The organism is Hymenobacter nivis (assembly GCF_003149515.1).
In the GTDB taxonomy this organism is placed as follows: Bacteria; Bacteroidota; Bacteroidia; order Cytophagales; family Hymenobacteraceae; genus Hymenobacter; species Hymenobacter nivis.
On sequence record NZ_CP029145.1, the window covers coordinates 1,723,267 to 1,749,122 of the forward strand.

Here is a 25,856-nt window from a genome sequence, read left to right on the forward strand (position 1 = left end):
CGGAAGAGAAAATAATACCGCGCGCAAAGAATCGGAGCACACGTGGGCCCCAGGCCCGCAGCCCGGCCGGGAAGCAGAATAGCGGCAAACGGCAGGGACCAGTCCTGGCTAAAAGCTGGGCACTGGCAACGGCCAGAACACCGGAGAAGTCTGATAAACACCTGTTGGCAAGCAATTACTCAACTTTAGCGCTGGCGCGACACCTCCAGATTAGCACCAGAATTGGTCGGTAGGTTTGGGTATAAATCAGTTCACCCCTCATCCCCAAACCTATGAAAAGCCTGCTCATATCCGCTACCGCTTTGCTGCTTGCCGGCACGGCCCAAGCCCAGACAATGCCGGCGGCCCAGGTGCCCGCCGCCGCCAGGGCTACCTTCAAAGCCAAGTTTCCGACGGTGCAGCGCAACACCTGGGAAAAGGAAGGCAATGCTTTTGAGGCGGCTTTTAAAATGAACGGCAAGACGATGTCGGCCGTTATTACGCCCGCCGGGGCATTGCAGGAAACCGAGACGGACATGAGCGCCAGCGAATTGCCAGCCACCGTGCGCGCCACGCTGGCCCGCGACTACAAAGCGTACAAAATCAACGAGGCGGCCACCATCGTCCGGGCCGACGGCACGACGGTGTACGAAGCGGAAGTAGCGAAAGGGGGCAAGAAACATGACGTATTGTTCACAGCTGACGGCCGGGTGGCCCCCAAATAGAGCCCGCTAAATTTTTTTCACAACAATTACTTTACGCCTCCCGGCCACGCGGCCGGGAGGCGTTTTTTACCGCCCTGGCCAACGGGGCTTGGTTACTTAAGAAGAATGAGAACGTTGACATTGCGGCGGCTGGTGCTGCTAGGAATTATGGGGGGCACGGCGGGCACGGCCTGGGCCCAGGGAGGCGCGGTGCGCGGCACATTGCAGGAAGTGGGCACCAACAAGCCCGTATCGTTTGCCAGCGTGGTGCTGCTGCGCAGCCCCGACTCAACCTTTGTGGCCGGGGCCCAGGCCGACGAGGCGGGCGTTTTTGAGCTGGGCAAGCTACCGCTGGGGCCCTACATTCTGCGGGCTACGGCCGTGGGCTACCGCACCGGGCGGCGGGCTATCAGCCTCACGGCCAGCAACCCGGCCCTGGCCCTGGGGGCCCTGCACCTACGCCCAGCTGCTACCCAGCTTGCGGGCGTGGTGGTGACGGCCGAGCGCCCCGTGCTGAGTGGCGGACTCGACAAGCGGGTGGTGGACGTGACCAAGGACCTGACCGTGACCGGGGGCACGGCCATCGATGTGCTGCAAAACGTACCCTCCGTGACCGTAGACCAGACCGGAGCGGTGAGCATCCGAGGCTCGGGCGGGGTCACGATTTTCATCGACGGCAAACCCACCGGCACCACGCTGGACCAGATTCCGGCCAGCAGCATCCAGAGCGTGGAGGTCATCACCAACCCCTCGGCGCGCTACGACGCCAGCGGAGCGGGCGGCATCCTCAACATCATCCTCAAAAAAGAGCGCCGCGACGGCCTGAATGGCCAGGTGAGCGCCACCGGCGGCACCGGCGACAAGGCTAACGCCTCGCTGGGCCTGAACTATCGCAAGGGCAAGCTGAACGTGTTTGGCCAGTACGACTACCGCCGCGACCGCCGCCGCACCAACGCCACCCTCGACCAAACCACGGCGGGTGGCACCGGCACGCTACTGCTGCACCAAGACCGCCAGGGCGCCACGCTGCAAACCTCGCACAGTGCCCGCCTGGGCTTCGACTACGACTTCACGGCTGAGCAGTCCATTACGCTGGCCGTGCAGCCGCGCTTCAACCCCACTGCGGCCGACGAGACGCTGGACTCGCGGCAGGTGAACCAAACGACGGGCGACCAGCCTGTGCTGGCCGGCACCAACCGCCGGAACAACGCTACCACCGGCACCTTCCGCGCGGCCGACGTGACGCTTGACTACCGCCACACCTGGGAGCAGCGCCCGGGCCGCGAGCTGACGGCCAGCGCCGTGTACACGCCGTTGCTAGCGGATAACAGCATTGCCTCCAGCATTTTGCACCTCGACGGTAGCCAGGTAATCCAGCAGCAGCGCACCACCAACCACACCACCCAGGGCACGGCCCAGGTCGACTACGTGCAGCCGCTGGGCGAGAAAAGCCGCTTCGAACTGGGGGCCCGCAGCAGCCTGCGGCAATACGACTTGCGCTACACGTTTGCCAGCGCGCCGGCGTTGAATTTCGACCCGTCGAACCAGTTTATTTACCAGCAGTACGTGCAGGCAGCCTACGGCATCTACGCCGGGGCCCTGCGGAAGCTCAGCTACCAAGTGGGGCTACGGGCCGAGCAAACCAACCTGAACGGCACCCAGCTGGCAGGCAGCAACCCGCCGTTTAGCCAGCACTACCTCAGTCTATTTCCGAGCGCGGCGCTAACCTACGAGCTACCCCACGACCAGCAGGTGCGCCTGGCCTACACCAAGCGCATTGGCCGGCCCGATGCGGGCGAGCTCAACCCCTTCACCGACCGCTCCGACCCGCTGAACTTGCAAACCGGCAATCCGCAGCTGCTGCCCGAATACGTGCATTCGGTGGAGCTGGGCCACGAGCGCACCTTTGCCGGGGGGCGCAGCCTAAGCACCACGGCCTTCTACCGCCTCGAAACTAACACGGCCCAAGGCTTCCGCCAGGTGATAACGGACCCGCTAACGGGCAATATCGTGACGAGCACCACCCGCCTGAACCTGGGCAAGGAAACCTCCTACGGGCTGGAGGTGGTGGGCGCAAGCCCGCTCACGCCGTTCTGGAAGGTGAACGTAACGGCCTCTACGTTTCGCCGCCTCATCAGGGGCGGGGTGGCCGGCACGCCCATCAACACGGCCAGCCAGGTATACACGGCCCGCCTGAACAACACCTTCGCGCTCAACAAAAAGCTCGGGGCCCAGCTGGCACTCAACTACCGCTCGCCCATCAACTCGGCCCAGGGCACGCGCAGCGCCAACTTCAACGTCGATGTGGCGGCCAAGTACGCCGTGCTAGGCGACCGGGGCACCGTCACGCTGCGCGTAGCCGATGTGTTCAACACGCTGCACTTCGACTACACCGCCTACGGGGCCGATTTCTCCACCTTCAGCCACTTCAAGCGCGAGTCGCGCATTGCCTTCCTGGGCTTTGCCTACCGCTTTGGGCAGAACCAGACTACCCGCCAGAAGAAGGCCGCGGCCGACGACAATAGCGGCGGCTTCGAGTAACCTACCCAATGGGAATATTGGTAGTATTTATATCTAATGTTACGCAGCCGCCGTCGCCTTCCGCCCGTTTACTACGCTTATGACGACTTGCACGCTGGACCTGTACACGGATTATTTGCTGAGTTCGACGGGTCCGACGACGGCCACGGGCTTGTCGCGCCTGGTAGATGGGGCGTTGAGCCACGACCACATCACGCGCTGGCGGAGTAGCGCCACGTGGCATTCGGCCGACATTTGGCGGCAGGCCAAGCCCCTGATTCGCCAGGCCGAAGCGCAGCGGCCGGTCGAAGAATTCGCCGTGCGCGTCGTCGATGATTCCATGCTGGGAAAGGCCCACACCGATGCCAACGAGTTGATTTGCACCCACTGGGACCACCGCCAGCAGCGCTGCGTGAAGGGCCTGAATTTCGTCACCCTGCGCTACCAGACCGGGGAGCTGACCCTGCCGCTGGCCGGCGAGCTGGTGCGCAAAACGGTACCGGTCTACCACCCAGAAAACCAGCTACCAAAGCCCTTCCACCAAGAACGAGTACCTGCAACAAATGCTACGCGGGGCCCAGCCACAGGTGGCCTACCGCTACCTGCTGGCCGGCCGCTGGTACGCCTCGGCCGAGAACATGACCCTGGTGCACGCCCTGGGTCATCACTTCGCCTTTGCCCTCGAATCCTCCCGCACCGTGGCCCTGAGCGAAGGGGCACGGGCGCAAGGCCAGTTTCAAGCCGTGCACTCGCTCGTGTTTCCCGATGCGCTGCCCCTGCGCGGCTATTTGCGGTCCGTCCAGGGGACGGTACTCGTTACCAGACAAGTCTTTATAAACAAAGACGGTACTCAGGGTATCTTATATCTGGTCAGCAGCGACACCGACTTGACGCAGGCCCAACTGACCACGATTTACCAGAGACGGTGGAAAGTGGAAGAATACCACAAATCGCTCAAACAGAATGCGTCAATGGGTAAATCGCCCACCAAAACGCTGACCACGCAGGCCAATCATTTCCTAGCCGCCGTGCTGGCTTACATCAAACTCGGGCGGTAATCTAATTTAAGATGATATTTCGATTATAATTATCGATGACTATTTTAATTCGGGCGGTGTGCATGACCAACGATTTGCTGAACGAACAGGACTTGCGCACGAGTACGCCGCAACGCTGACGTAAGGAGCAATTGATGGCTTCGACGCTGTTGGTCTGGCCCTCGCCCTTGGGACAAGGCCGGTGCTGCCAACGGGGCAGCACTTTGGCGTAAGCTTTCCACTGGTCGGTAAAATACCAGCAGTGGCGGTGGTAGCGGCGGGGCAGGGCCTGCCAAAGTTTGCGTAACGGGGCTTCACCCCTGCTGCCCAGCGCCCAGCCCACAATCCGCCGCCGGGCCCGCTCGACGGCGAGCCACAACCAGACCTTGTGCTTTTTGTGGCCCACAAAGCTCCACAATTCATCCAACTCGAGGATTTCCCATTCCTTGCGCTGCGCCTTTTTCGGGCGTAACCGGGGCAAGGGCGGGGAGGCGGCCGCCGCTTTTTTTTAGCCGCTTGGCAATGGTCATGCGTGCCACGCCCGTGATGCGGGTAATACTGCGCTGCGAATTGCGCTCGACCAGCAGGGCCTCGACTTGCGCGTACTGCACGGCTTTGGCCACGGCGGCCGGCACGAACCGCGCCTGGTAGCCGCAAGCTTTATACTGGTAGCGGGCATGGCCATTGCTGTGCCCATTGCGGCGGATATCCGCGCTGCCGCATTTCGCGCAAGTGTGAATTGTCGTGACCATAAACAATATACGTAAGCCATCTCATTTTAGACCACCGCCAGATTTTTGGCGGTGGTCTAAAACAGGATGGTACGGCAAATTACCCGAAGGGCTTCGTAGGGCCACTCTTGCCAAATAACAGCAGCTCCGGGTCATCATAAGAGTGGTTCGACAACGGAAAAAGTTGCTGGATCACCCCGTTTTAGACCACCACCAGATTTTTTTAGTTCTACCCAGTTTATAACCTAAGTTGCGGACTATAGCCCAGCTTGGTCGAGGGAGTGAACGAAGATAAATAAGACAAGTTTGAGTACAAATCCTTCGGCCGTAACGGCATGAATCTGCTTGGGAAACGGGCCGTCAACTGGCTGAAGCAGGTTTCGATGGATTTGCAAAAGTGCTGAAGCATAAAGTTTTCGTGCGGGGCATGGGGCCGGGTACTGTTCTTTTTACGGGCCGTCTGCTGGCGATTGCCCGTGGCTTTTTCAAAGAGGTCTTCCCCGACGTAGTCCGTGTAACCCGCATCGGTGTAGCACACACTGCCCTGGGGCAGGTCCGGGGCCAGGCCCCGCATGCCGATCTGGTCGACTTCACTGCCCGCGTGGATGCGAAAATCGAACGGGATGCCGTCGGTGGTGGCTACGACCTACACCTTAAAGCCATAGAACCAGCACCGCTTGCTGGCGCACTTTCCATAATACGCCTTGTCCTTTAACAACTTACAGCGCGGGCAATGACTTACAGCGCGGGATACGGGTATTGTGGCACACCGCGACCGGAAAGGAGTCGATGACGTAATGCGAGTCCGTGTGCTAGGCCTTGAGCATCCGGCCAAAGGTGGCGAACAGGCCCGCCAGTGTGTCGGCCAGGGCAGGTAGCTGGTGATTGAAACCGCTCTTATCCAGACTTTGCTGTCCCCAATGCTGCTCCATGTAGCGCTTGCCCAGCGCTAGGTTACCGCCGAAATAACGGGCGGCCACCAGGGCGGTCGTTAGCACCTGCGCATCCGACAAGTGGCGGCGCGGGTCGGCTGGCCGCGCCCACTTGGGGCGGGTCTTGGTGAGTAAATCAGCGAGGAAGCAGTACATGGCGACGGTCTCTGTTCTGTCATGGCGAGCGGAGCTTGAAGGGATTGAATACTTCAAACCTAGTCTTTTCCACGCGGAACAGACTAGGTTTGTCCCCACTATAGTCCGCAACTTGGGTTAGTTAACTGCCGATGCCCAATCCCATTATTGACCCTAAACCACCGGAATCGAAGCGCGGGCTGTGGGTGCCGCTGCTGGCGAACGCTGTGATGGTGCTGCTGCTTGGGGTGCTGGTCCGCTCCGTGGCCGAACCCGATGCTGTGACCGGGGCCCCGCATTCGCGCGATGTGGCCTACGGGATGTTTTTCTTGCTGCTTGGGTTGGCTGGATGCGACGTGCTGGCGCTTTTTGTAGCCGCGCTTTTGCGCCGGTCGCGCTGGGTGAACGGCTTTGCCCTGGCGGGCTTGCTCGTGTTCCTGATTGGGCTGGGGTCGTGCGGCTACATGCTCAACAGTTTCTAGCCGGGGCTGGGCGCGGGCTGGCACTTGGGGCAGGTGTAGGTGGCGCGGCCGCCCACGTAGGTTTTCTCGATCTTGGTTTTGGGATGGCGCGGGCAAAAGGTGTGCGCGTCGGAGCCCGGCGTGGCCGATTCGTCCCACTCGCGGGCGTGGATGAGGAACGATTTGGGGAAATTTCGGTAGTTGGCCTCGTGATGGATGGCGGTAGTGAGCACCAGCTGGATAGCGGCGTGCAGGGCCCCCACTTCCTTTTCGCTCAGCGAGTTGCCAATGCGCTCGGGGTGGATTTTGGCCTGGAACAGCACTTCGTCCACAATCCAGTTGCCAAGGCCGGCGGTGAGGCCCTGGTCGAGCAGCAGCGGCTTGACGAACACCCGGCGGCGGCTGAGCTTCGCGTACAGCTCGGCGGCGGTGATTTGCAGCGCATCGGGGCCCAGTTTCTTGGCTTTTTGGTAGGCCGCGGCGCTGTCAGCCAGGCGGATGCGGCCGAACTTGCGCGGGTCGATGAAGGCCAGGCTGAGGCCGGAGTCGCTCAGATGCCAGGCCACACGGGTGAAGCGCGGGGCATCGGGCGCGTCGCGGTAGGCCCCAATGTCGCCGGTCATGCCGAAGTGCAGCACCAGCAGGCGGCCGTTGTCGAGCTCCACGAAGCAGTTTTTGCCCAGGCGGCTGGTGCCGGTGATGGTGCGGCCCAGCAGGGCGGCGCGCAGCTCGGCTTCGGGCACGGCCAGCACGTGGGCGTCGTTCACGTCGAGGCCGGTAATGGTCTGGCCCACGGCCACTTCATCGATGAAACGGCGGTAGGTTTCGACTTCGGGTAATTCGGGCATTGGGGGAAAATAAAGGAGCAGCGGCGGGTTATTAAGCGCAAGGCGAACGGCTTGGTGCGCGCTTTTTGCTTAACAACCCGCCGCTGCTAATTGGTTACTTCCGAACGGGCCCCGGGGTTACCGCCTCTGGGGCCCCTAGCGGCCGCCGGGGGGGCAATTCTCCTTCAGGAATTTAGTGTAGGTGCTCGACAAGTGGCGGCTGGTGCCTTCGCCTTCCGAGATGCTGTGGGTGCGGTTGGGGTAGCTCATCAGCTGGAAAGTTTTGTTGTTTTTCACCAGCTCGTTGATCATCTGCTCGGCGTTGTTGTAGTGCACGTTGTCGTCGCCGGTGCCGTGGATGAGCAGCAGGCGGCCGCGCAAATCCTTGGCGTGGGCCAGCGGCGAATTGTCCACGAAGTAGTGCCGATCCTCGGGCAACAGGCCCATGTAGCGCTCCTGATAGATGTTGTCGTAGTTCAGCTGGTTGTCGACGGCGGCAATGGAGATGCCGGTTTTGTAAATTTTGGGGTACTGCATCAGGAGGCTGAGCGTGGACGAGCCGCCGCCGCTCCAGCCCCACACCGCCACGCGGCTGGTATCCACGAAGCTATTTTTCAGCACTTCCTGGGCCCCCAGGGCCTGGTCGCGGATGTTGAGGCTGCCGATGTTGTGGTAGATGGCCTTGCGGAACTCGCGGCCGCGCGGCGCAGGGGCCCCCCGGTTGTCGAGCGAGGCGTAGATGTAGCCATCGTCGGCCATGTTGCCCTGGTAGAGGCGGTTGGCGCCCGTGCCGAAGCGGTCCGTCACCGTCTGGCTGGCTGGCTCGCCGTACACGTAGAACACGATGGGGTATTTCTTGGATGGGTCGAAGTTGGTGGGCTTCACCATCCAGCCGTCCAGAGTCACACCGTCGGCGGTTTTTACCTGGAAAAACTCCGTTTTGGGGGCCCTAATGCTCTTGGCCTGCGCGGGCAGCTCGCCGCCGCTCAGGCGCTGGTGGGCAGGCAGGCTCACCACATCGGCAGTGGGGAAGGCGCTGGTACTGGAGTAGTTGTGCAGGGCCAGCTTGCCGTTGGGCGAGATGTCGTAGTTGTGCGAGCCGGCTTCGTTGGCGGGCGTCACGCGGGTGGCCGCGCCGCCCTTCAGCGGCACGCGGTAGAGATAGGTTTGGGTGGCGTTGGCGGGCGAGGCCATGAAGTACACGGTGCCGGCGCGCTCGTCGATGGCTTCGAGGCTAATCACGTCGTAGTTGCCCTTGGTGAGCAGCTGCTCGTGGCCGGCGCGGTCCACGGCGTAAAGGTGGCGCCAGCCGTCTTTCTCGCTGGCCCACACGAACTTCTTGCCGCCCTCAATCCAATTCCAGCCCACAGCGCCGTCCTTGGCGTCGACCCAGGCCTTGTCGGTTTCGCTGTAAATGGCCCGGGCGGCCCCGGTAGCGGTGTTGCAGAGCATGATTTTGCTCTCGTTCTGGCGGCGGTTCAGCTGCTGCACAATCAGCTCGGCGGGGCCGGCCCACTCCATGCGCGGCAGGTAGTGCTGCACGGCGTCGCCGGGGATGTCCATCCACTTGGTGGGGCCCCCAGATACGGGCACCACGCCCACGCGGCAGCGGCTGGGGTCTTCGCCCACCACAGGGTACTCCACGGGCACGGTGTAGGGGTAGAGCGCCGCCGTGGTGTTCAACATCAGGTAGTTGCGCGTCTTGGTGGCGTCGAGCTGCCAGTAGGCCAGGCTCAGGCCGTTGGGGGCCCAGCGGAAGCCGTCGCGGCAGTCCAGCTCCTCCTCGTACACCCAGTCGAAGGTGCCGTTGATGAGGCGGTCGGTGCCGTCGCTGGTGAGGGCGGTGATGGCGTGGTCGGCCAGGTTTTCGACGTACAGGTTGTGCTCGCTCACGTAGGCCACCTTGCTGCCGTCGGGCGAGAACTTGGCGAACATCAGCGACGACTCCGGCCGGCCCTTGCCGAGCTGCGTGAGTTGCGCGGTTTTACGGTCGTACACCCAGTAGTCGCCGTGGGTGTCGTAGCGCCATACTTTCTGGGTGTTGGTGTTGAGCAGCACCCGCTGGCCGTCGTCGGCGAGCGAAAAGCGGCGCACTTTCAGCGGGGCCGCCTGGCCGGCGGGCGTCAGCTGCTGCTTGCTGAGGATGGTGACGCCCGCGCCCGGCTTGCGGGCGTCGAGCTGTACAATTTCGTCGTCTTGCGCCCGCAGGTAGCCGTAGCCGTCTTTGGTCCACTGGGTGCCGGGGCCCACCTGGGCCTGCGTGGCGGCGGCGGCGGCCAGCAGCAGGGCCCCGGCCATGCCCGCACGGCGGGCAATATTTTGTATCATGCGTTGGGTTAGGGAAGGATAGGGGTTGAGGGCCTGAAATTAGGGCCCCCGCGCTACACCGCCCGCCCCGGGGCCCTATTCGTGCAAAGTGGCCACGCGCTGGCCCTGCGGGTCGTACACGTCGCCGCTGGCCGCAATGAACAGGCGGCGTTGCCGGCCGTCCATCAGCACGTAGGGGAAATCGGTGCTGTTGGTGCGCGTGAGGTGGCCCACCACCACGGGCGTATCGTCGTCGGCCACGCGCACCACGTTCAGGCCACTGGTGAGGTAATAGGGCTGGTCGGGGTGGTTGCGGAAGGTGAGCTGGCCTACCAGGCGCACCGGCGTGGCGGCGGCAGTAGCGTCGGCATCGTCTTTGTCGTCAGCGTCATCGGCCTGGCTGCGGCGGGCCGGGGCCAGCGCCACGGGCGCGGCCGACGGCGCGGGGCCCCGGCGGCTGGCAGCAATCTGGGTTTCGGCGCGCCGCCAGCCTGTACCGATGGCGGCCAAGCGGGGCGTGCGGCCGGGGTGGCTGGCCGAGCCTTCGTCGGTGGCCACGGCGGCCAGGGCGGCCTGGGCCTGGGCCAGGCTGGCCCCCAGCTTGCGCAGCACGAAGCCCGAAAATTCATCGGCCTCCAGCTCGTCCTGCGGGTTCGAGCCGCCGGTGCGCAGCGTGTGGCCGTTGAGGTGGTGGCCCATCTCGTGGGCCAGAATGCTGATGCCGGCCCAGTTGGTGCGGCCGGCGCGGTTCACAGCGGCCAGGAAATCGGGGTTGTAGAGCAGGTAGCGCTTGCCGCCGTACACCACGGCCGCGGCGTTGTCGACCTCGCGGGTGGCGCGCAGCTCAAAGCGGGGCTGCAAGCCCACCACGTTGGTAATTTCCTGGATGATGCCGGTGGCGGCCGGGGCCGCGGTTTGGGCCCCGGCGGTGCCGGCCAAGGCAAAGGCCGCCAGCAGCCCTAGAGCCGTGCGGCGAAGAAAAAGGGAAACGAGCGTCGGCATAGCGAACGGTGAAAAAGCGAGAGAAACTGGGAAAGGAAAGGGGCCAGGCAACCGGCCCAAAAAAACGGCCGGGGCCCCTAGCGGCTGGTCGAGCCCTTGCGGAGCTAACGTAAACCGGAGGGCTTTTCGTTTATTTTTTGAGGCCCCGGCCCGCGCGCCCGGCGGCCAGTTCAAGTTTCGCGTAAAGCGTGCTATGAAATATCCCGAAACCCCCGCCGTGCTCGTCAAAGACAAGCACTTCAAGCTGGCCGACGTATCCACCGACGACAAGGGCCCCTTCGATGAAAAGTACGCCCACAAGGAATCGGCGGAGCCGCGCCTGGCTGCCCTACGCCAGCGCCTGGCCGAGCTCCAGGAAAACCTTTACGCTGAGCATCAGCGCAGCCTGCTACTAGTGTTTCAGGCGATGGACACGGGCGGCAAGGACGGGGCCATCGGCAACCTGCTGACGGGCGTGAACCCGGCCGGCGTGCAGGTGGCGGCATTCAAGGCCCCGTCGCCGGTCGAGCTGGCGCACGATTTTTTATGGCGCGTCCACCTCAAAACGCCGGCGCGGGGCCACATCGGGGTGTTCAACCGCTCGCACTACGAAGACGTGCTCGTGACCCGCGTGCACGGCCTGATAGACAAGAAAACCGCCCATCAGCGCTTCGACGACATCAATAACTTCGAGCAGCTGCTGACGCGCAACGGTACGCACATCCTCAAGTTTTTCCTGCACATCTCCAAAAAAGAGCAGGCCGAGCGCCTCCAGGCCCGCCTCGACGATCCAGCCAAACGCTGGAAATATGAGCCCGGCGACCTCAAGGAGCGCGCCCACTGGGACGACTACCAGGACGTGTACAGCGACGCCCTGGCCCACTGCTCTACCGACGGTGCGCCCTGGTTTGTCGTGCCCGCCGACCACAAATGGTCGCGCGACCTCGCCATTACCGAAATCGTAGTGGCCGCTCTCGAAAACATGGACCCCCGGCCGCCCACAGCTGATTTTGACGTGAAAGCGCAGGTAATTAAGTAACCCAAGTTGCGGAGTATTTGGGGGCATAAAAAAAGTCTGCTCAGCAGAGCAGGAGGAGGTTCGAGGTCTCTAACCTCCTCCTGCTCTGCTTTCCCTATGCGCGAACAGGCCGTTGCCATGTACTACTTCCTAGCTGATTTACTGACCACGACAAGCGCCGGCGTGGGCTCGGCCGGCCGACCCGCGCCGGCGCTTGTCGGATGCATAAGTGCTGGCCACGGCCTTGGTAGCGGCCCGCTACTTTGGCGGTAATCTGGTGCTGGGGCAGCGCTACATGGAACAGCATTGGGGCCAGCAAAGCCTGAATAAGAGTGGCTTCAATCGCCAGCTACCTGCCCTGACCGATACGCTGGCGGGCTTGTTTGCCCCCTTTGGGCAACTGCTTAAAGGCCTGCACACCGAGGCCCGCTACGTCATCGACTCCTTCCCCGTGGCTGTATGGCATAATACGCGCTGCCCGCGCTGTAAATTACTGACCGGCAAGTCCTATCACGGCCGTTGCGCCAGCAAGCGCGGCTGGTTTTACGGGTTTAAAGTGCAGGTCGTGGCCACCACCAACAGGATTCCGGTCGACTATTAGACCTCTTTCCTAAACACGTATCATTTTTTCAACGTATCCTCTGATGTTACGCGGCGAATTGGGCTAACTCCTGATTCATGGCTTTAAGGCCAGCTAAATAGAGTTGGGCTTTTAGGCGAAAATGACCTATTCCGTGCCGCACTTTAAGCGCTTCTAACTTGCTGTAAGCTAAAATAGCGGCAAAGAAATGATTGGCTTGGGTATCGGGCTTTTTCGTGGGCGACTTCCCCATGGAGGCATTCTGTTTGAGCGACTTATGGTATTCTTCGACTTTCCACCGTCTCTGGTAAATTGTCGTCCATTGGACTTGATTCAGGCTCGTATCGCTGCTGACCAGGTATAGCACGCCATGCGACCCATCCTTGTTTATGAAGACTTGTCGGCTCACGAGTACCGCTGGCTCGACGGACCGCAAAAAGACGCGCAGGGGCTGCTCAGCGGGAAAAGCAGGGGTATCGACGGCGTGAAACTGGCCTTGCGCCCGTGCCCCTTCGCTCAGGGCGACGGTGCGGGAGGATTCGAGGGCCATCACGAAGCCATGACCTAGCTCCAGGACGGCGTTCAAGTTCTCGGCCGAGGCGTACCAGCTGTCAGCCAGCAGGTACGCCTCGGCCACTTGTCGCTGGGCCATGCGCAGCATGGCCCGCAGGTACTCGTTTTTGATGAACTTGCTTTTGGCTTTGGTTTTCTGCGCTTTGGCGTCCCACACGGCCTCCGTTTTTTCGATAAGCTCCACCGCAATTGGCAGGGCCAGTGCGCCGGCCTGGTAGAGTAGGCTCACAAAGTTGAGCCCTTTGACAAAGCGGCCCTGGCTATGGTCCCAGTGCGTACAAATCAGGGCACTGGGGTCGGTATGGGCCTTTTCCAGGATGGAATCGTCCACGATAAGTACGGCAAACTCGTCGACCGGTCGCTGGTGCTCGGCCCGGCGAATCAGCGGTTTGGCGTGCGCCCAGACCTGCTCCGAGTCCAGATAGGACGTGCTGAGCTAGCGCGTAACTTGGTCGTGGCTCAATGCCCCGCCAAAGAGCCGGGATAAGCCCGTGGCAGAAGTCGGGCCCGTCGAGCTAATCAAATAGTCCGTGTATAAATCTAGGGTGCAGGTCATCGCCGAAAATAATAACTACTAATTTAGCCGCGTAACATCAGGTATTAAATTGCCGGGACCCCGTGCAGCTACGCACTAAGTTGGCGGAGTTGCTGGTACATGGCTTTTAGCCCGACGGTGTAGAGTTGGGCTTTGAGACGAAAATGGCCGATGCCGCACTTGAGCTTAAGCACTTCGAGTTTGGTGTAGGCCAGCACGGCAGCGAAGAAGTGCGTGGCTTGCGTGGCCAGCGCCTTGGTGGGCGATTTGCCCATCGACGCGTTCTGTTTGAGCGACTTGTGGTACTCTTCCACTTTCCACCGTCTCTGGTAAATCGTGGTCAGTTGGGCTTGGTCCAGGTCGGTGTCGCTGCTGACCAGATACAGGATGCCTTGGCTACCGTCTTGGTTTGTAAAGACTTGCCTGGTTACAAGCACCGCTTCCTGGACGGCCCGCAAATAGACGTGCAAGGGTTGCGTACCGGCAAATACCAGCGACTGCACGGGCTGGAACTGCCCTTGGGCGCGCGCTGCTTCGCTCAGGGCCACGGCGCGGCTGCTTTCGAGGGCAAAAATAAAGTAGTGGCCCTGCCCGGCGCGGCGACAAACAAGGACGAAGGCGTGGTGGTGCCCGCCCGGGCGCACCGGCAGATTTGGGTGGCCGTGCCGTTGGTACCGGCCGATTCCTTGCGCCAGCTCCGGGGGGCCCTGGCCACTGGCAGCCAAGGCAATAATTCGCTGCGGCTGGTTGTACAGGTAAGCTACGCGGGGAAGCACGATGCGGGCGCATCCAACCGCGTGCACCTGTACCGGTACCTTCAGCGCCTGTCACCGCCAAAGTAGCCCGCCGCGGCCGGGCAATGGCCGCCTTCCCGCGCCGCTGCAAAGCGTGTATACTATTGAAGCTGTTTAGGAAGTCGCCAGGCCGTCATGCTGATCTGGCGTCCGCGCAGCCGAAGCATCTCTACTTGCGGCAGTAAATAATTATACTCGTCGCGCAATAGGGTGCGGGGCTTGCCCCCGCCCGTTGTTACACAATTGGCGCGCGGTTCACGCAACGGCAGGCGGGGGCAAGCCCCGCACCCTACTGCTTTTTCGCAAATCACTTCGCGACGAGTATACTTGCGCGGGAGAGATGCTTCGACTGCGCGGACGCCAGATCAGCATGACGGCCTGATAGCTTCCTAAACAGCTTTATTTTCTGCGTTACAGGCTATCCCGGTGCGAGGGCGAAAACTATTCCTCGTTGTTGTCGCGCGCGGCTTTGCGGGTGAGGGCGGTGAGGGCCGAGCGGGTGATGGCCGACTCGCTTTCGTAGCCGCGGCGGCGCTCGTTAGCGGCGGCGCTCTCGCCGGTGGCGGGCAGGGCGCGGTTCATCCAGCCCAGCATATCGGTGGTGATGCCGGGCAGCAGGCCGTGGAAGCCCGCCAGGAGCTTGGCCGGCAGCGAGAGGATGATTTCGCCGTCGCCGCGCCGGGTGGCGTTCCAGATTTGGCGCGCGGCTTGCTCGGCACTCATCGTGAGGCCAGGCAAGGCGTCGGCGATGCTGAACCAGGCGAACTCTTTCTTGTGCTGGCCCTTCATTTGGGCCTGGCCGGCGCTACCGGTGCGCAACAAGCCAGGGCATACCGTCGTCACGCGGATGCCTTCCTGCCGCAGTTCGGCCCGGAAGCCTTCCGACAGGCCCACGAGGGCAAACTTGCTGGCGCTATACGGGACCATGTGCGGAATGGCAACCTTACCGCCCAGGCTCGAAATATTGACGATGCGGCCCTCGCCGCGCCGGCGCATACTGGGCAGCACGGCCTGCATGGCGTGCAAAGGGGCCCAGAAGTGCGTGTCCATCGAGTCCTCAAAGTCGCGCAGCTCCATGTTGTCGAGCGGGCCGGCGGTGATGATGCCGGCGTTGTTCACCAGCACGTCCACGGGCCCCAGGCGGCGCTCTACCTCGGCCACCATCGTGCGCACCTCGTTGGCGTCGGTAAGGTCGCGGGGCAAAGCCAGCACATCGGCCGCGGCGGCACCGTAGGAAATCAGGTCCTGGCGGGCGCGCTCCAGCTCGGCCGCGTCGCGGGCGCAGATGGCTACCCGGGCCCCCTCCACCACCGCCTGGCGGGCCAGTACCAGGCCCAGCCCGCGCGAGCCGCCGGTGATGAGCACCACCCGACCAGTGAGCTCGTAGCTGCCGCGGCGGTTGGCCCACAGCGTGGCGGCCACGGCGGCGGCCCCCAGGCCGGCGGCCAGCAGCCAGTGGCTCGAAGAAGACTTAGACGAATCGGGGGCGGGAGAGGAAGGCGCATAGTTCATGCAGGTTAGTATGGAAAGCGGGGCCCAAAGGTTACGTCGGCTGCCGATTTAATGTACCCCCGGGGGCCCCGGCGGCCGGCTGTGGGGGCCGCTGGCCCAGCGGCCCGGGTCAGCGGCTGGTTTTTGGCCCGATATTTACACTTTCGGGCCAAGCCCTGGGTTTTCGCTGGCCCCCCCTTGGCCCATCTTAGTCTTGTTGTCATGAAGTGTTTCTTATTACTGGCCTCGCTGGCGGCCCTGGCCACGCCAGCCGCCCAGGCCCAGGCCGTAGTCAAAACCAAAGCCAAGGCCGACGGCCAGCCCACCACCAAAACCAAAACCCCGGTTCCCGCTGCCCCGGCGGCGGCGCCCGCGGGGGCCCCGGCCAGCACCGAGGCCCGCGCCAACGCCCTCACTACCAATATGCAGCAAAACCTAGGCCTCTCGCCCCAGCAAGTTGAAAAGGTGCGCGCCATCAACCAGCGCGGCGTGGCGGCGGTGGAAAACGCCCGCGCCCGCTACCGCACCGACCCAGGTAAGCTCAAGGGCCTCATCGACGGCGTGGGCCAGTCGCGCCTCGAAGCATTGAAAGAAGTGCTCACGCCCGCGCAGTTCGACAAGTACCAGCGCAAGCGCGAGGAGAAAATGGGTGTGCCCAGCGCGCCGGCCACCCAAGGCAACGCGGCCCCCGGCCTGGGCGGCAACGAGTAGCGCCGGGCCCCGCACGGGTATTTTTTTGGAAAGCGTCGAGCCAGTTGGCCCGGCGCTTTTTCTTTGGCAAAACCATTTCGGGCACCGCTACCATCCAGCCGAAGAAAGGTAGTGCACGGAACCTGCATTTAGGATCCCCAGGGGGTATATTGCAATCGATTGCCCTTTCTAAACGCAGGATTTTGATTACTTCTTTACTACCGCGTTTGCCCTCGGGGCCCCGGCTTTGCGTGGCCTGGGCCTGCTGGCTACTGCTTGGGTTGGCCCGCACCAGCTACGGGGCCCCGGCCAGCGATACGCTGTGTACCCGCGCCGCCGTCGAAGATATAGTGGTGACGCCCAGCTTCTACAGCGTGCTGGAAGACCCCACCGGCACCCTGACGCTGGCCGACGTGCAACGCCCCGCCAACGCCCGCCGCTTCGTGCTGGGGGCCCGCACGGCCAGCAGCATGCAGCACGTGGGGGCAGTATACTGGGTGCGGCTGCCGGTGAGCAACCAGGATTCGACCGGCCGGCACTGGTACCTGGAGCTGTTCGACTCGCACATCAACGACATCACCTTTTACGGCCCCGACGGCCAGTGGCACACGGGGGCCGACGTACCGTTTAACAACCGCCGCTTTCGCTACAAGAATTACCTGTTCCGGCTGCCGCTGATGCCGAGCCGCACCGAGGTATTTTACCTGCGGCTGCAATCCAACTCCAAAACCAGCTTCCTCAGCCAGCTGCGCACCGAAGAGTTGCTGGACGGCTACTTCCAAACTGTGTACGGCCTGCTGGGCAGTTTCTACGGGGTGCTGCTCATCATGGTGGTGTACAACTTGTTCATCTACCTGCTGACCCAGGACCAGAACCACCTGCGGTACGTGCTGTACGTGCTGAGCTGCGGCCTGCTGTTCCTCTCCGAAGACGGCCTGGGCTTCCAGTACATCTGGCCCGAGCTGCCCTGGCTCAACCAGGCCGTTATTGCCGGGGCCCCCATCCTACTGCTGCTCACCTTCAGCTACTACGCCCGCTACTTCCTCGACGCGCCCCAGCGCCTGCCGCGCTTTGATCCCGCGGTGCGGGCCGTGGTGCTGGGCAGCGCCGTCCTGCTGCTGGTCGACGCGGTGTGGGTGCGGTCGGGCCTGGGCTTTTGGCTGTATTTACTGCCCTACGGCCTCATTTATTACGAAGCCGTGCGCGCCTACCAGCTTGGGTTTCGGCCGGCCCGCTTATTTCTACTGGCCCAGGCCCTGGTATCCGCCAGCCTGTTGTTCCTGATCCTGCGCAAGCTGGGCATCGACGCTTTGACCACTACGTTTACTGTGTACAGCCTCAACATGGCGTTTGTGGCTGAAGTCGTGGTGCTGTCCTACGCATTGGGTGAGAAGATCAAAGCCATTAAGGACGACACCATCGAGGCACAGAAGCAGCTGGTAGAACAGCTGCGCAGCAAGCAAGTGGACCAAGGCCTGCTTGTCGAACAGCTCCACCAAAACGAAATACTTAAAGATCAGCTCAATTTCGAGCTAGAAGCCCTGGTGGTGCAGCGTACCCAGGAAATAAAGCACAAGAGCGAAACCATCGCGGCGCAGAATCGGGGGTTGCTCGAAGCCAACGGCTTGCTCGCGTTGCAGTCGGCGGCCATAGCCAAGCTCAACACCGACCTGCAGGTAGACCTGCACAATGCACAGGCGGCACGGGTCACCGCCCAGGAAATGAACTTTGGCGAGTTCAGCCAGATCTACCCCGACAAAGACGCTTGCTTGGTGTACTTGGCCAACTTGAAATGGGCTGCTGGGTACCAGTGCCGTAAGTGCGGCCATGGCAAATACTGCGAGGGCCGCGAGCTGCACTCCCGGCGGTGTACCCGTTGCCGCTACGTGGAGTCAGCCACCGCCTATACCCTACTGCAAAAATGCAAGTTTTCCGCGGTAAAAGCTTTGTATGCCGTGTTCCTTTTGCATACCCACAAAGGCCAGTACGCCACTTCACAAATGAGCCAGTTACTGGACCTGCGACAGGCCACCTGCTGGAGTTTTAGCCAAAAAACAATCGATGCCATTAAACGCCGAAGTGCCGAGGCAGACTACAATGAGCAGGAGGATTGGACCCACGTTTTACTAGCTACCGCCAGCGAACATGACGATTCGGTTGCGCTTCAGCCCGTAGCTACCACCGCAACGGTGAAAAAGAAGGCGCCGCCAGATATGGAACGGGCATAAACTAGAAATTACTACTTGCCTGCATTCCTTATTATATTGTTTTTTAATAATTTTTCATCAGTTGCTTTTGCCTGCTAATACTGAATCAAGCCGGAAAATCCGGCTTTTTCTTGTGCTATAAGCGTATTCGCTGCTTGTTATTAAAGCTTAGAATAGCCTTGTGGAGCCATTCAGACGTATTTTTGAGATGGACATTTGCAACAACTCAAAATACCTTTGGCGTTCCTAATAGATAAATACGCTATTCGTTCTCTCCTCTTTGTGTGATAGACAATCCTCTTGCTATCTACAAACTTTCTACCTGTGCGGCCTTGGCTTTACAGAACCGGACACTTGAAACGTGTACCGCTTATAAGCGCAGGTGCTTACCCAAATTTTTAGGCCCAGGACTTTTACCCGCGGCCATCCCATCGGAGCAAGCCCGCTCACAAAAAATAGTAAAATTTAGAAGCAATCGTTTGTTCAAACCGATGGATCTCTACGTATTTTTGGCGCCCTGCTCTAAGTAGTTCTTGCTTCTCCTGCTCGTCTACGCTTTTCACTTTTCCATCCACACCTCGTTTTTTTATGGATCCAACCCGTTACTTTTCCACTTTCCGCAAAGCCGCGCTGGTAGCCGCTTGCGGATTGCCAGCCTTGGCCAGCCTCGCTGCACCGGGGCCCCTGCCGGGCCAGAGCTATGCGCAGAAACTTGTATCAAAGCGCCCGCCCGTAACCGTTTCGGGTCGGGTAATCCAAGCCAACGGCGAAGCTCTCCCCGGGGTGACCGTGCTGGTCAAAGGCACTGCCCTGGGTGTCAGCACCGATGCCAACGGTGGCTTTACGCTAAGTGCTCCGGAGGGCAGCACCCTGGTATTCAGCTACGTAGGTTATCTTCGACGGGAAGTTGCCGTTACCAGCGCCAGTACGCAGCTCAACATCACCCTGACGGCCGACGTGGCGGCGCTGAATGAAGTAGTAGTGGTCGGTTACGGCACCCAGGAGCGCGGCAGCGTAACGGGAGCCATTTCGTCCGTTAACGGAGCAGAGTTGGTGCGCCAGCCGGTGGCCGATGCTACCCAGGCTCTTCAGGGCAAAGTTTCGGGCGTAACCATTACTTCCAACGGCGGGGCCCCCGGCGGCGCCGCTGGTACTTCGGTGCGCATCCGCGGCATAACGTCGGCCGGCAACAACAACCCACTGTACGTAGTCGATGGCTTTCCGCTACCGGATAATGGCGATAGCCAGCTCAGCAACATCAGCCCGAACGACATCGAGACGATTGACGTCTTGAAAGATGCCTCTGCTACCGCTATTTACGGGGTGCGGGCAGCCAACGGGGTCGTCCTCATTACCACCAAACGTGGCAAAGTCGGTAAGACCAGCGTCAACGTGGACGCTTACCGGGGAGTGCAGTCCGTGGCCCGTCGGCTGGACCTGCTTAATGCCGAACAGTATGCGGTAATCAACAACGAGGCCCGCATTGCGGCCGGCCAGCCCATCGCACTGGATAAGCTACGCAACCCGGCTGCGCTGGGTCAAGGCACCGACTGGCAGGACTTAATGTTCCGCCGGGCCAAGATTCAGAACTACTCGCTCTCGGCCACCGGGGGCAGCGAAAAGGCTCGCTATGCGCTGTCGGGCACGTACTTCCAGCAGGACGGCGTCATCCTGGGCTCCAATTTCGAGCGCTTCACGCTCCGCGCTAACGGCGACGTGCAGCTAAGCCCTATTTTTAAAATCGGCAACAGCATCTCGCTAACCCACTCGGAAGACCGCCAGATTACGAGCAACAATGGCGAGTACGGTGCCGTGCAGCAGCTATTGCGTATGCCGCCCACCGTGCAGCCCTACCGGCCCGATGGCTACTGGTATCAGCCCAACAGTCCCATGGATAACTTCACGGAAGAGAACCCGTTGGCTACTTCCCTGCGGGCCAATCAAAAGTTCGTTCGCAACCGGGCCACCACTACGTTTTATGCCGAGCTGGAGCCAGTGAAAGGCCTACGCTTCCGGACTAACGTCGGGGCCGACCTTGTTTTCGAGAACTTCAACCAATTTGCTCCCAAGGGCCCGGAGTTGGCCGGCTACACCCAGCGCTACATCACCGCCGGGGCGGGCGCTACCGCCGGCTATTCCCCAAGCTACCTGATTGAGAACACGGCCACCTACGACCGCACTTTCGCCGAAAAGCACCATGCCACGCTGTTGGTAGGGCAGTCGGCGCAGGAATTTAACTACAGCAACGTAGAGGCTTACCGCACGGGCTACCTGCGCAACGACCTGCAAACCATCAACGTGGGGCCCATCAATACGCTGCTGGCCAACGCGGGCACCATCGACCCAGCCCGGCACCTATCCAGCTACTTCGGCCGCTTAAATTACGATTACGCCGGCAAATACATTTTCCAGGCCACTGCCCGCTACGACGGTTCCTCGCGCTTCGAGCCAGGCCACAAGTTTGGTTTCTTCCCCAGCGCGTCGGTGGGCTGGCGCATTTCGGAAGAGGAATTCCTGAAGGGCAACACCACCATCAGCAACCTCAAGCTGCGCGCCGGCTACGGCCGCGTGGGCAACGAGCTGAACGCCGGACGTTTCGCTTACCTGTACTCTATCAACTTCGGCGCAGTTTATCCCTTTGGATCGGACGGTACCATCAACACGGGGGGCGCGCCGACTCGCTTATCCAACCCCAATCTGCGCTGGGAGTACAACGACCAGGCCAACATTGGTCTGGAAATGGGTTTCCTGGATAACCGCATCGAGGCGACTATCGACCTCTACAACCGCAACTCGCCCAACCTGATTGCGCCCGTGCCGCAATCCCTCGTGTCGGGCACTTACGAGTCGGTGAACTCCAACGCCGCCAGCGCCTACAACCGGGGCATCGACTTCTCGCTGACTTCGCACAATTTCGTCGGTTCGAGCGGGGCCCTGACCTGGACAACCACCTTCAACATATCAGCCTACAAAACCCGCCTGGTGTCGTTGGGAGCCGGTATTCCCTACAACGGCCCACAGTATTTGAGTGGTAATATCGTGCGCTACGATGCCGGCCATGCCTTGGGGTCTTTCTACGGCTACGTGGCCGATGGTCTGATTCAGAGCAAGGAAGAGCTGAACGCCCTGAACGCCGGGGCCCTGGCTGGCACGGCCAAGTCCGCCAATTACCAGAACGCGGGCACCGCTCCTGGCGACATTAAATTCCGGGACCTGAACGGCGACGGCGTCATCACCGAAGCTGACCGCACTTTTATCGGTAATCCGAACCCGAACTTTACGTTTGGCCTCACCAACACCCTGGGCTTTAAGGGCTTTGATTTGAGCTTCTTTATCCAGGGCGTGCAGGGCAACGATATATACAACCTGAACCGCTACATCACGGAAAACGCTCTGTACGGCACCACCAACGGCACCACCAACGTACTGAACCGCTGGACCGGTACCGGCACCAGCAACGATATGCCGCGCGCCATCGTGGGCGACCCCAACAACAACCTGCGGATATCGACCCACTACATCGAGAACGGCTCTTATGTGCGCCTCAAAAACCTGACGTTCGGCTACACACTTCCGCGCAACCTCATGGGCCGCGTCGGAGCTTCGCAGCTGCGCGTGTACGTCACGGCCCAAAACCTGGTGACGCTGACCAAATACACCGGCTACGACCCGGAAGTGAGCGCCAGCGGCATTGACTTAGGCATCTACCCGCAAACGCGCGTGTTCATGGGCGGTGTCAACATCGGGTTTTAATCCTTTCTAATTTCCACTTGTACAGTCATGACTATCTCAAAATTTACGTGCGGGGCCTTTCTGCTATCGCTCGGGTTGCTGGGCGGCTGCACGGCTAAGTTTCTGGACGAGGCCCCGGCCGACCAGATAACCGACGCTAACTTTTACCAGACCCAGCAGGACGCCATCCAGGCCGTGACGGCCGCGTACAGCGAGCTGACTAAGGAAGGCCAGTACAATGCCGCCATGTGGGCCTTCGACATATGGGCCGATATATCGAGTACGGGCGGCGACGACGGCAACGACGGCATCGAGTACAAGCAGCTCGAAGCCTTCAGTATTCCGACCACCAACTTTATAGCTACCCGGCTTTGGGGCGGCTCGTTCATCGCGCTTCAGCGGGCGAACATCGTCATCCAGAAAGTGCCGGGTATTGCCAACATGGACCCTGTTATTCAGAAGCGCTGCATCGGCGAAGCGCAGTTTCTACGGGCCAAAATGTACTTCGACCTGGTGCGAGCCTACGGCGACGTGCCCCTGTTCAAGGCCCCGCCCACTAGCCCAACGGCGGTTAACATCCCCCGGACGCCCGCGGCCGACGTGTACAAGCAGATTGAGCAGGACCTAACCGATGCCATCGGCAACCTACCGCTTTCGTACAGCGGCGATGATTTGGGCCGGGCTACTAAGTGGGCCGCTACGGGGCTTTTGGCCAAGGTTTACATTACCGAAGGCAAGAAAACGGAGGCCGCCCAGCGGGCCCGCGAGGTCATTAACAACTCGGGCAAGACCATGTGGGCCAACTACGCCGACAACTTCAAGGTCGAGAACGGGAATAATAACGCCAAAGAGTCGCTGTTTGAAATACAGTACGTGAGCGGCCGCAACCAGTACGACCGTAACCAAGTGGGCTCAGCGATGAATGAGTTTTTTGGGCCCCGGGGCGCTAACCAAACGCCTGGCAGCGGCTACGGCTTCAACACCCCGGACCCAGACTTTGTGAGCGGCTACGAAGCGGGCGACACCCGCCGAGCCGCCACCGTATGGGCCCCCGGCGACACGTACCCCGACGGCAGCAAGGTGGCTTCCAAGGCCACCGGATCGCCATTTGGCTATAGCTGCAGGAAGTGGTTCGTCGGCAAGGTGAACACCAACATCTGGGATTCGGGCCTGCACGTGCCCGTGTTGCGCCTGGCCGAAATGTACCTGATTGTAGCCGAGGCCGTGGGCCCTACCACAGAGGGCCTGGAGGCCATTAATAAGGTGCGCCGCCGCTCGTTTGGCCTCGACTATACGGTGCCATCGGCGGCCCATGACCTCACGGCCGCTACCGGGAACTTCACCAACGCAGTGCTGCGGGAGCGTAAATACGAGCTAGCGTTTGAGTTTGACCGCTGGTTTGACATGAAGCGCGCTGGCACCCTTTACCCGACGCTGACGGACCACGCCTTTATTCCGCGCATGACGCAGCAGGCGGCAACGCTCAAGGGCATTGCCCCCAACGTGCACGGAATCCCGACCCAGAACAACTTGGTGCTACCCATCCCACAGACGGAAATCGACACCAACCCCGGCTTGGTGCAAAACCCTGGCTACTAGCCCTTCTTCACCGACTATTCAGCCTGATTTAACATGAAATATATTTGGAACAAGGCGGCTTGGGCACTATTGGCCGGCCCGCTACTTCTTACTGCCTGCGACAAAAACGACAAAGGGCAGCTGAACGGCCCCGTGCCGACGGCCACCTTCACCACGTCCGCGCCCAAGTCTGTGGGGCTTACCACGTCGGTTACCTTCACCAGCACCGCCACCGATGCCGCTTTCTACGAGTGGAGCTTTGGGGATGGCACGCGCGGCACGGGCCAAACCGTGACCCACATTTACAAAACTGGTGGCACCCTCAAAACCGTGCTGCTTACCTCCGGCAAGGGGGGCACGGGCATCTCTGACACGGTGAAAGTGGTGTTACCTCCCATCACCGACGCGGTGAAGCAGTTCCTGACGGGCGGCTCTTCCAAAACCTGGAAGCTGGACAACAGCGTAGATTCCACCATTGTGGTGGGCCCCAGCGATAAAGACCCGTACAGCTACTACCACGACGGCAAAGCGGGCAGCCTACCCGCTTGCCAGGCCGACGACGAGTTCACCTTCAGCACGGCCAATATGTACACTTACGACGCGAAGGCCCAAACCTTCGTAGCCGGTGGGGTGGGCTGCTCGGATCCGCGCTCGGGTACGTCCGACTACACGTTCGGGCCGGCCGTTGGGTCGGGCTACGCCATGCTTGAATTCAAAAAAGCCGGCACCTTCATTGGCGTGACGGACGCGCCTGATTTGATCTATCGCATCGTCAACATCGACGCCCAGCACATGCGGCTGCGCGCCGGCAAGGCGAGCGGCAACCTGGTGTTTGAAATGCGGCTGGTAGCGAAATAACTACTGCGGCCGAACGACCGGCCGCGTCTATTACTTGAGCAGTATATGAAATTCTTCTTTTCCCGTTGCCAGAGGAACGGGGCCAGCATTATGCTGGCCCTGAGCCTGATGGCCTGCACCGAAACTAAATCGGGCCCCACTCCAACACCGGTGCCCCCAACGCCCGTTGCGCCAACGCCAACGCCGGTGGCCACCAATTCCGAGGCCCGGGACTACGCCCAGTACACGGAGCTTGTCTGGGGCGACGAGTTTGACGGTGCGGCGGTGGACCCGACTAAGTGGGGCTACGACCTCGGCAACAACAACGGCTGGGGCAACAACGAGTTGGAGTATTATACCAACTCGACCGAAAACGCTTCTCTGAGTGGGGGCAACCTCGTCATCCAGGCTAAAAAGCAAGCCCAAGGGGGCCGCGATTACACGTCGGCCCGGATGCTGACCAAGGGCAAGCAGGACTTTAAGTTTGGGCGCGTCGACGTGCGGGCTAAAATGCCCAAGGGCCAGGGCATCTGGCCCGCCATCTGGATGCTGGGCTCCGACATCGACCAGAACAACTGGCCGAAGTGCGGTGAGATTGACATGATGGAGCTGCGCGGCCAGGAACCCTCCAAGATCCTCTCTACCATGCACTACCCCGACGCCGCGGGGGCCCACCTCTACAAAGGTGTCAGCAATATCACGCTGCCCAACAGTGCCAGCTTCGCCGACGATTTCCACCTTTTCAGCGTGGTGCGTAGCCAGAACCAGATGCGGTTCTTTCTCGATGGCACGCTGTACTACACGTTTTCGAGCAGCGACGCTTCCATCTACCCGTTCAACAACCCGTTCTTTTTGGTGCTGAACGTGGCCGTGGGCGGCGATTTCCTCGGCAGCCCCGACGCCAACACCGTATTTCCGCAGCAAATGACGGTGGACTACGTGCGCTACTACCAATACAAGTAGGTTTTTTTTCTGCGCTGGCCCACCGCCTGCTGCTCCGGTTGGGAGGCGGCCGGGCGGTGGGCCTTGGCTTGCCGCCCCACGGCCAGCATCCTGGGGCCCTGCTTAAGTAGCTGCACAAAAGCAACCGAACTACGGGTTGTCAGCGGCTAGCCGCCAGTTACTAGTGAATTGCAAATCAACTAGCAGCTGATAGCTAATGCCTGATAATTCGGTGAGTACTGGGCTGTGCGCTTAAGCGCCGCAA

General features: G+C 61.1%; 17 protein-coding genes and 5 pseudogenes. 13 read left to right on the forward strand and 9 right to left on the reverse strand.

Annotated features, from left to right (window positions below; genetic code table 11):
- Positions 1–272: 272 nt before the first annotated feature.
- The 3 genes and pseudogenes from DDQ68_RS07535 to DDQ68_RS24950 form a co-directional block, all read left to right on the forward strand.
- A complete protein-coding gene (locus tag DDQ68_RS07535) occupies positions 273–704 on the forward strand; it encodes a PepSY-like domain-containing protein (RefSeq protein ID WP_109655749.1) in 432 nt (143 codons plus the stop codon).
- 105 nt (positions 705–809) lie between these two features.
- Positions 810–3,224 (forward strand): TonB-dependent receptor, encoded by a 2,415-nt coding sequence (locus DDQ68_RS07540; protein WP_109655750.1) that lies wholly within the window; start codon positions 810–812, stop codon positions 3,222–3,224.
- A 79-nt stretch (positions 3,225–3,303) separates the two neighbouring features.
- Positions 3,304–4,252: pseudogene (locus tag DDQ68_RS24950) on the forward strand (IS701 family transposase); the annotation flags it as partial.
- 10 nt (positions 4,253–4,262) lie between these two features.
- On the opposite strand, the gene DDQ68_RS07550 reads toward DDQ68_RS24950, so the two are convergent.
- From DDQ68_RS07550 to DDQ68_RS24955, 3 genes and pseudogenes are all read right to left on the reverse strand, one after another.
- On the reverse strand, positions 4,263–4,721 hold the full coding sequence (locus DDQ68_RS07550) for an IS1 family transposase (RefSeq protein ID WP_109655752.1): 459 nt from the start codon (positions 4,719–4,721) through the stop codon (positions 4,263–4,265).
- A complete protein-coding gene (locus tag DDQ68_RS22670) occupies positions 4,660–4,992 on the reverse strand; it encodes an IS1 family transposase (RefSeq protein WP_162549920.1) in 333 nt (110 codons plus the stop codon). The genes DDQ68_RS07550 and DDQ68_RS22670 overlap by 62 nt, the downstream gene beginning before the upstream one ends.
- A 236-nt stretch (positions 4,993–5,228) precedes the next feature.
- Positions 5,229–6,059 (reverse strand): annotated as a pseudogene (locus tag DDQ68_RS24955) (IS982 family transposase).
- A gap of 131 nt (positions 6,060–6,190) precedes the next feature.
- On the opposite strand from DDQ68_RS24955, the gene DDQ68_RS07565 reads away from it, so the two are divergent.
- Positions 6,191–6,520, forward strand: a complete 330-nt coding sequence (locus DDQ68_RS07565) for a hypothetical protein (RefSeq protein ID WP_109655755.1) — start codon at positions 6,191–6,193, stop codon at positions 6,518–6,520.
- Here the strand turns inward: DDQ68_RS07565 and mutM are convergent.
- The 3 genes from mutM to DDQ68_RS07580 form a co-directional block, all read right to left on the reverse strand.
- Positions 6,517–7,347, reverse strand: a complete 831-nt coding sequence (gene mutM, locus DDQ68_RS07570) for a DNA-formamidopyrimidine glycosylase (protein ID WP_109655756.1) — start codon at positions 7,345–7,347, stop codon at positions 6,517–6,519. The genes DDQ68_RS07565 and mutM overlap by 4 nt on opposite strands.
- A 135-nt stretch (positions 7,348–7,482) precedes the next feature.
- A complete protein-coding gene (locus DDQ68_RS07575) occupies positions 7,483–9,654 on the reverse strand; it encodes a S9 family peptidase (protein WP_245897368.1) in 2,172 nt (723 codons plus the stop codon).
- Between the two features lie 75 nt (positions 9,655–9,729).
- The gene (locus DDQ68_RS07580) at positions 9,730–10,635 is read right to left on the reverse strand and encodes a M48 family metalloprotease (protein WP_109655757.1); all 906 of its coding nucleotides are present in this window, start codon (positions 10,633–10,635) and stop codon (positions 9,730–9,732) included.
- Positions 10,636–10,828: 193 nt separating this feature from the next.
- Here DDQ68_RS07580 and DDQ68_RS07585 point away from each other — a divergent pair, with 193 nt between their 5' ends.
- A complete protein-coding gene (locus tag DDQ68_RS07585; protein WP_109655758.1) occupies positions 10,829–11,653 on the forward strand; it encodes a polyphosphate kinase 2 family protein in 825 nt (274 codons plus the stop codon).
- A gap of 96 nt (positions 11,654–11,749) precedes the next feature.
- Positions 11,750–12,230, forward strand: a pseudogene (locus DDQ68_RS07590) (transposase); the annotation flags it as partial.
- 49 nt (positions 12,231–12,279) lie between these two features.
- Here DDQ68_RS07590 and DDQ68_RS07595 read toward each other — a convergent pair.
- Both DDQ68_RS07595 and DDQ68_RS22675 read right to left on the reverse strand, forming a co-directional pair.
- Positions 12,280–13,341 (reverse strand): annotated as a pseudogene (locus DDQ68_RS07595) (IS701 family transposase).
- Positions 13,342–13,409: 68 nt separating this feature from the next.
- Positions 13,410–13,907, reverse strand: a pseudogene (locus DDQ68_RS22675) (transposase); the annotation flags it as partial.
- Between DDQ68_RS22675 and DDQ68_RS22680 the strand changes: the two are divergent.
- Entirely contained in the window at positions 13,839–14,162 is a 324-nt protein-coding gene (locus tag DDQ68_RS22680) for a hypothetical protein (RefSeq protein WP_162549924.1), read from the forward strand. The pseudogene DDQ68_RS22675 and the gene DDQ68_RS22680 overlap by 69 nt on opposite strands.
- Before the next feature lie 393 nt (positions 14,163–14,555).
- Here the strand turns inward: DDQ68_RS22680 and DDQ68_RS07605 are convergent, their stop codons facing one another.
- Entirely contained in the window at positions 14,556–15,626 is a 1,071-nt protein-coding gene (locus DDQ68_RS07605) for an SDR family NAD(P)-dependent oxidoreductase (RefSeq protein ID WP_109655762.1), read from the reverse strand.
- 201 nt (positions 15,627–15,827) lie between these two features.
- On the opposite strand from DDQ68_RS07605, the gene DDQ68_RS07610 reads away from it, so the two are divergent.
- From DDQ68_RS07610 to DDQ68_RS07635, 6 genes are all read left to right on the forward strand, one after another.
- A complete protein-coding gene (locus DDQ68_RS07610) occupies positions 15,828–16,316 on the forward strand; it encodes a hypothetical protein (RefSeq protein ID WP_109655763.1) in 489 nt (162 codons plus the stop codon).
- A 182-nt stretch (positions 16,317–16,498) separates the two neighbouring features.
- Entirely contained in the window at positions 16,499–18,523 is a 2,025-nt protein-coding gene (locus DDQ68_RS07615; RefSeq protein WP_162549925.1) for a 7TM diverse intracellular signaling domain-containing protein, read from the forward strand.
- Positions 18,524–19,090: 567 nt separating this feature from the next.
- On the forward strand, positions 19,091–22,255 hold the full coding sequence (locus tag DDQ68_RS07620) for a SusC/RagA family TonB-linked outer membrane protein (protein ID WP_109655765.1): 3,165 nt from the start codon (positions 19,091–19,093) through the stop codon (positions 22,253–22,255).
- Positions 22,256–22,282: 27 nt separating this feature from the next.
- The gene (locus DDQ68_RS07625) at positions 22,283–23,833 is read left to right on the forward strand and encodes a RagB/SusD family nutrient uptake outer membrane protein (protein WP_109655766.1); all 1,551 of its coding nucleotides are present in this window, start codon (positions 22,283–22,285) and stop codon (positions 23,831–23,833) included.
- A 33-nt stretch (positions 23,834–23,866) separates the two neighbouring features.
- Positions 23,867–24,670, forward strand: a complete 804-nt coding sequence (locus tag DDQ68_RS07630; RefSeq protein ID WP_109655767.1) for a PKD domain-containing protein — start codon at positions 23,867–23,869, stop codon at positions 24,668–24,670.
- A 45-nt stretch (positions 24,671–24,715) separates the two neighbouring features.
- Complete coding sequence (locus tag DDQ68_RS07635; RefSeq protein ID WP_109655768.1) at positions 24,716–25,612, forward strand: glycoside hydrolase family 16 protein; 897 nt, start codon at positions 24,716–24,718, stop codon at positions 25,610–25,612.
- Positions 25,613–25,856 lie beyond the last annotated feature (244 nt).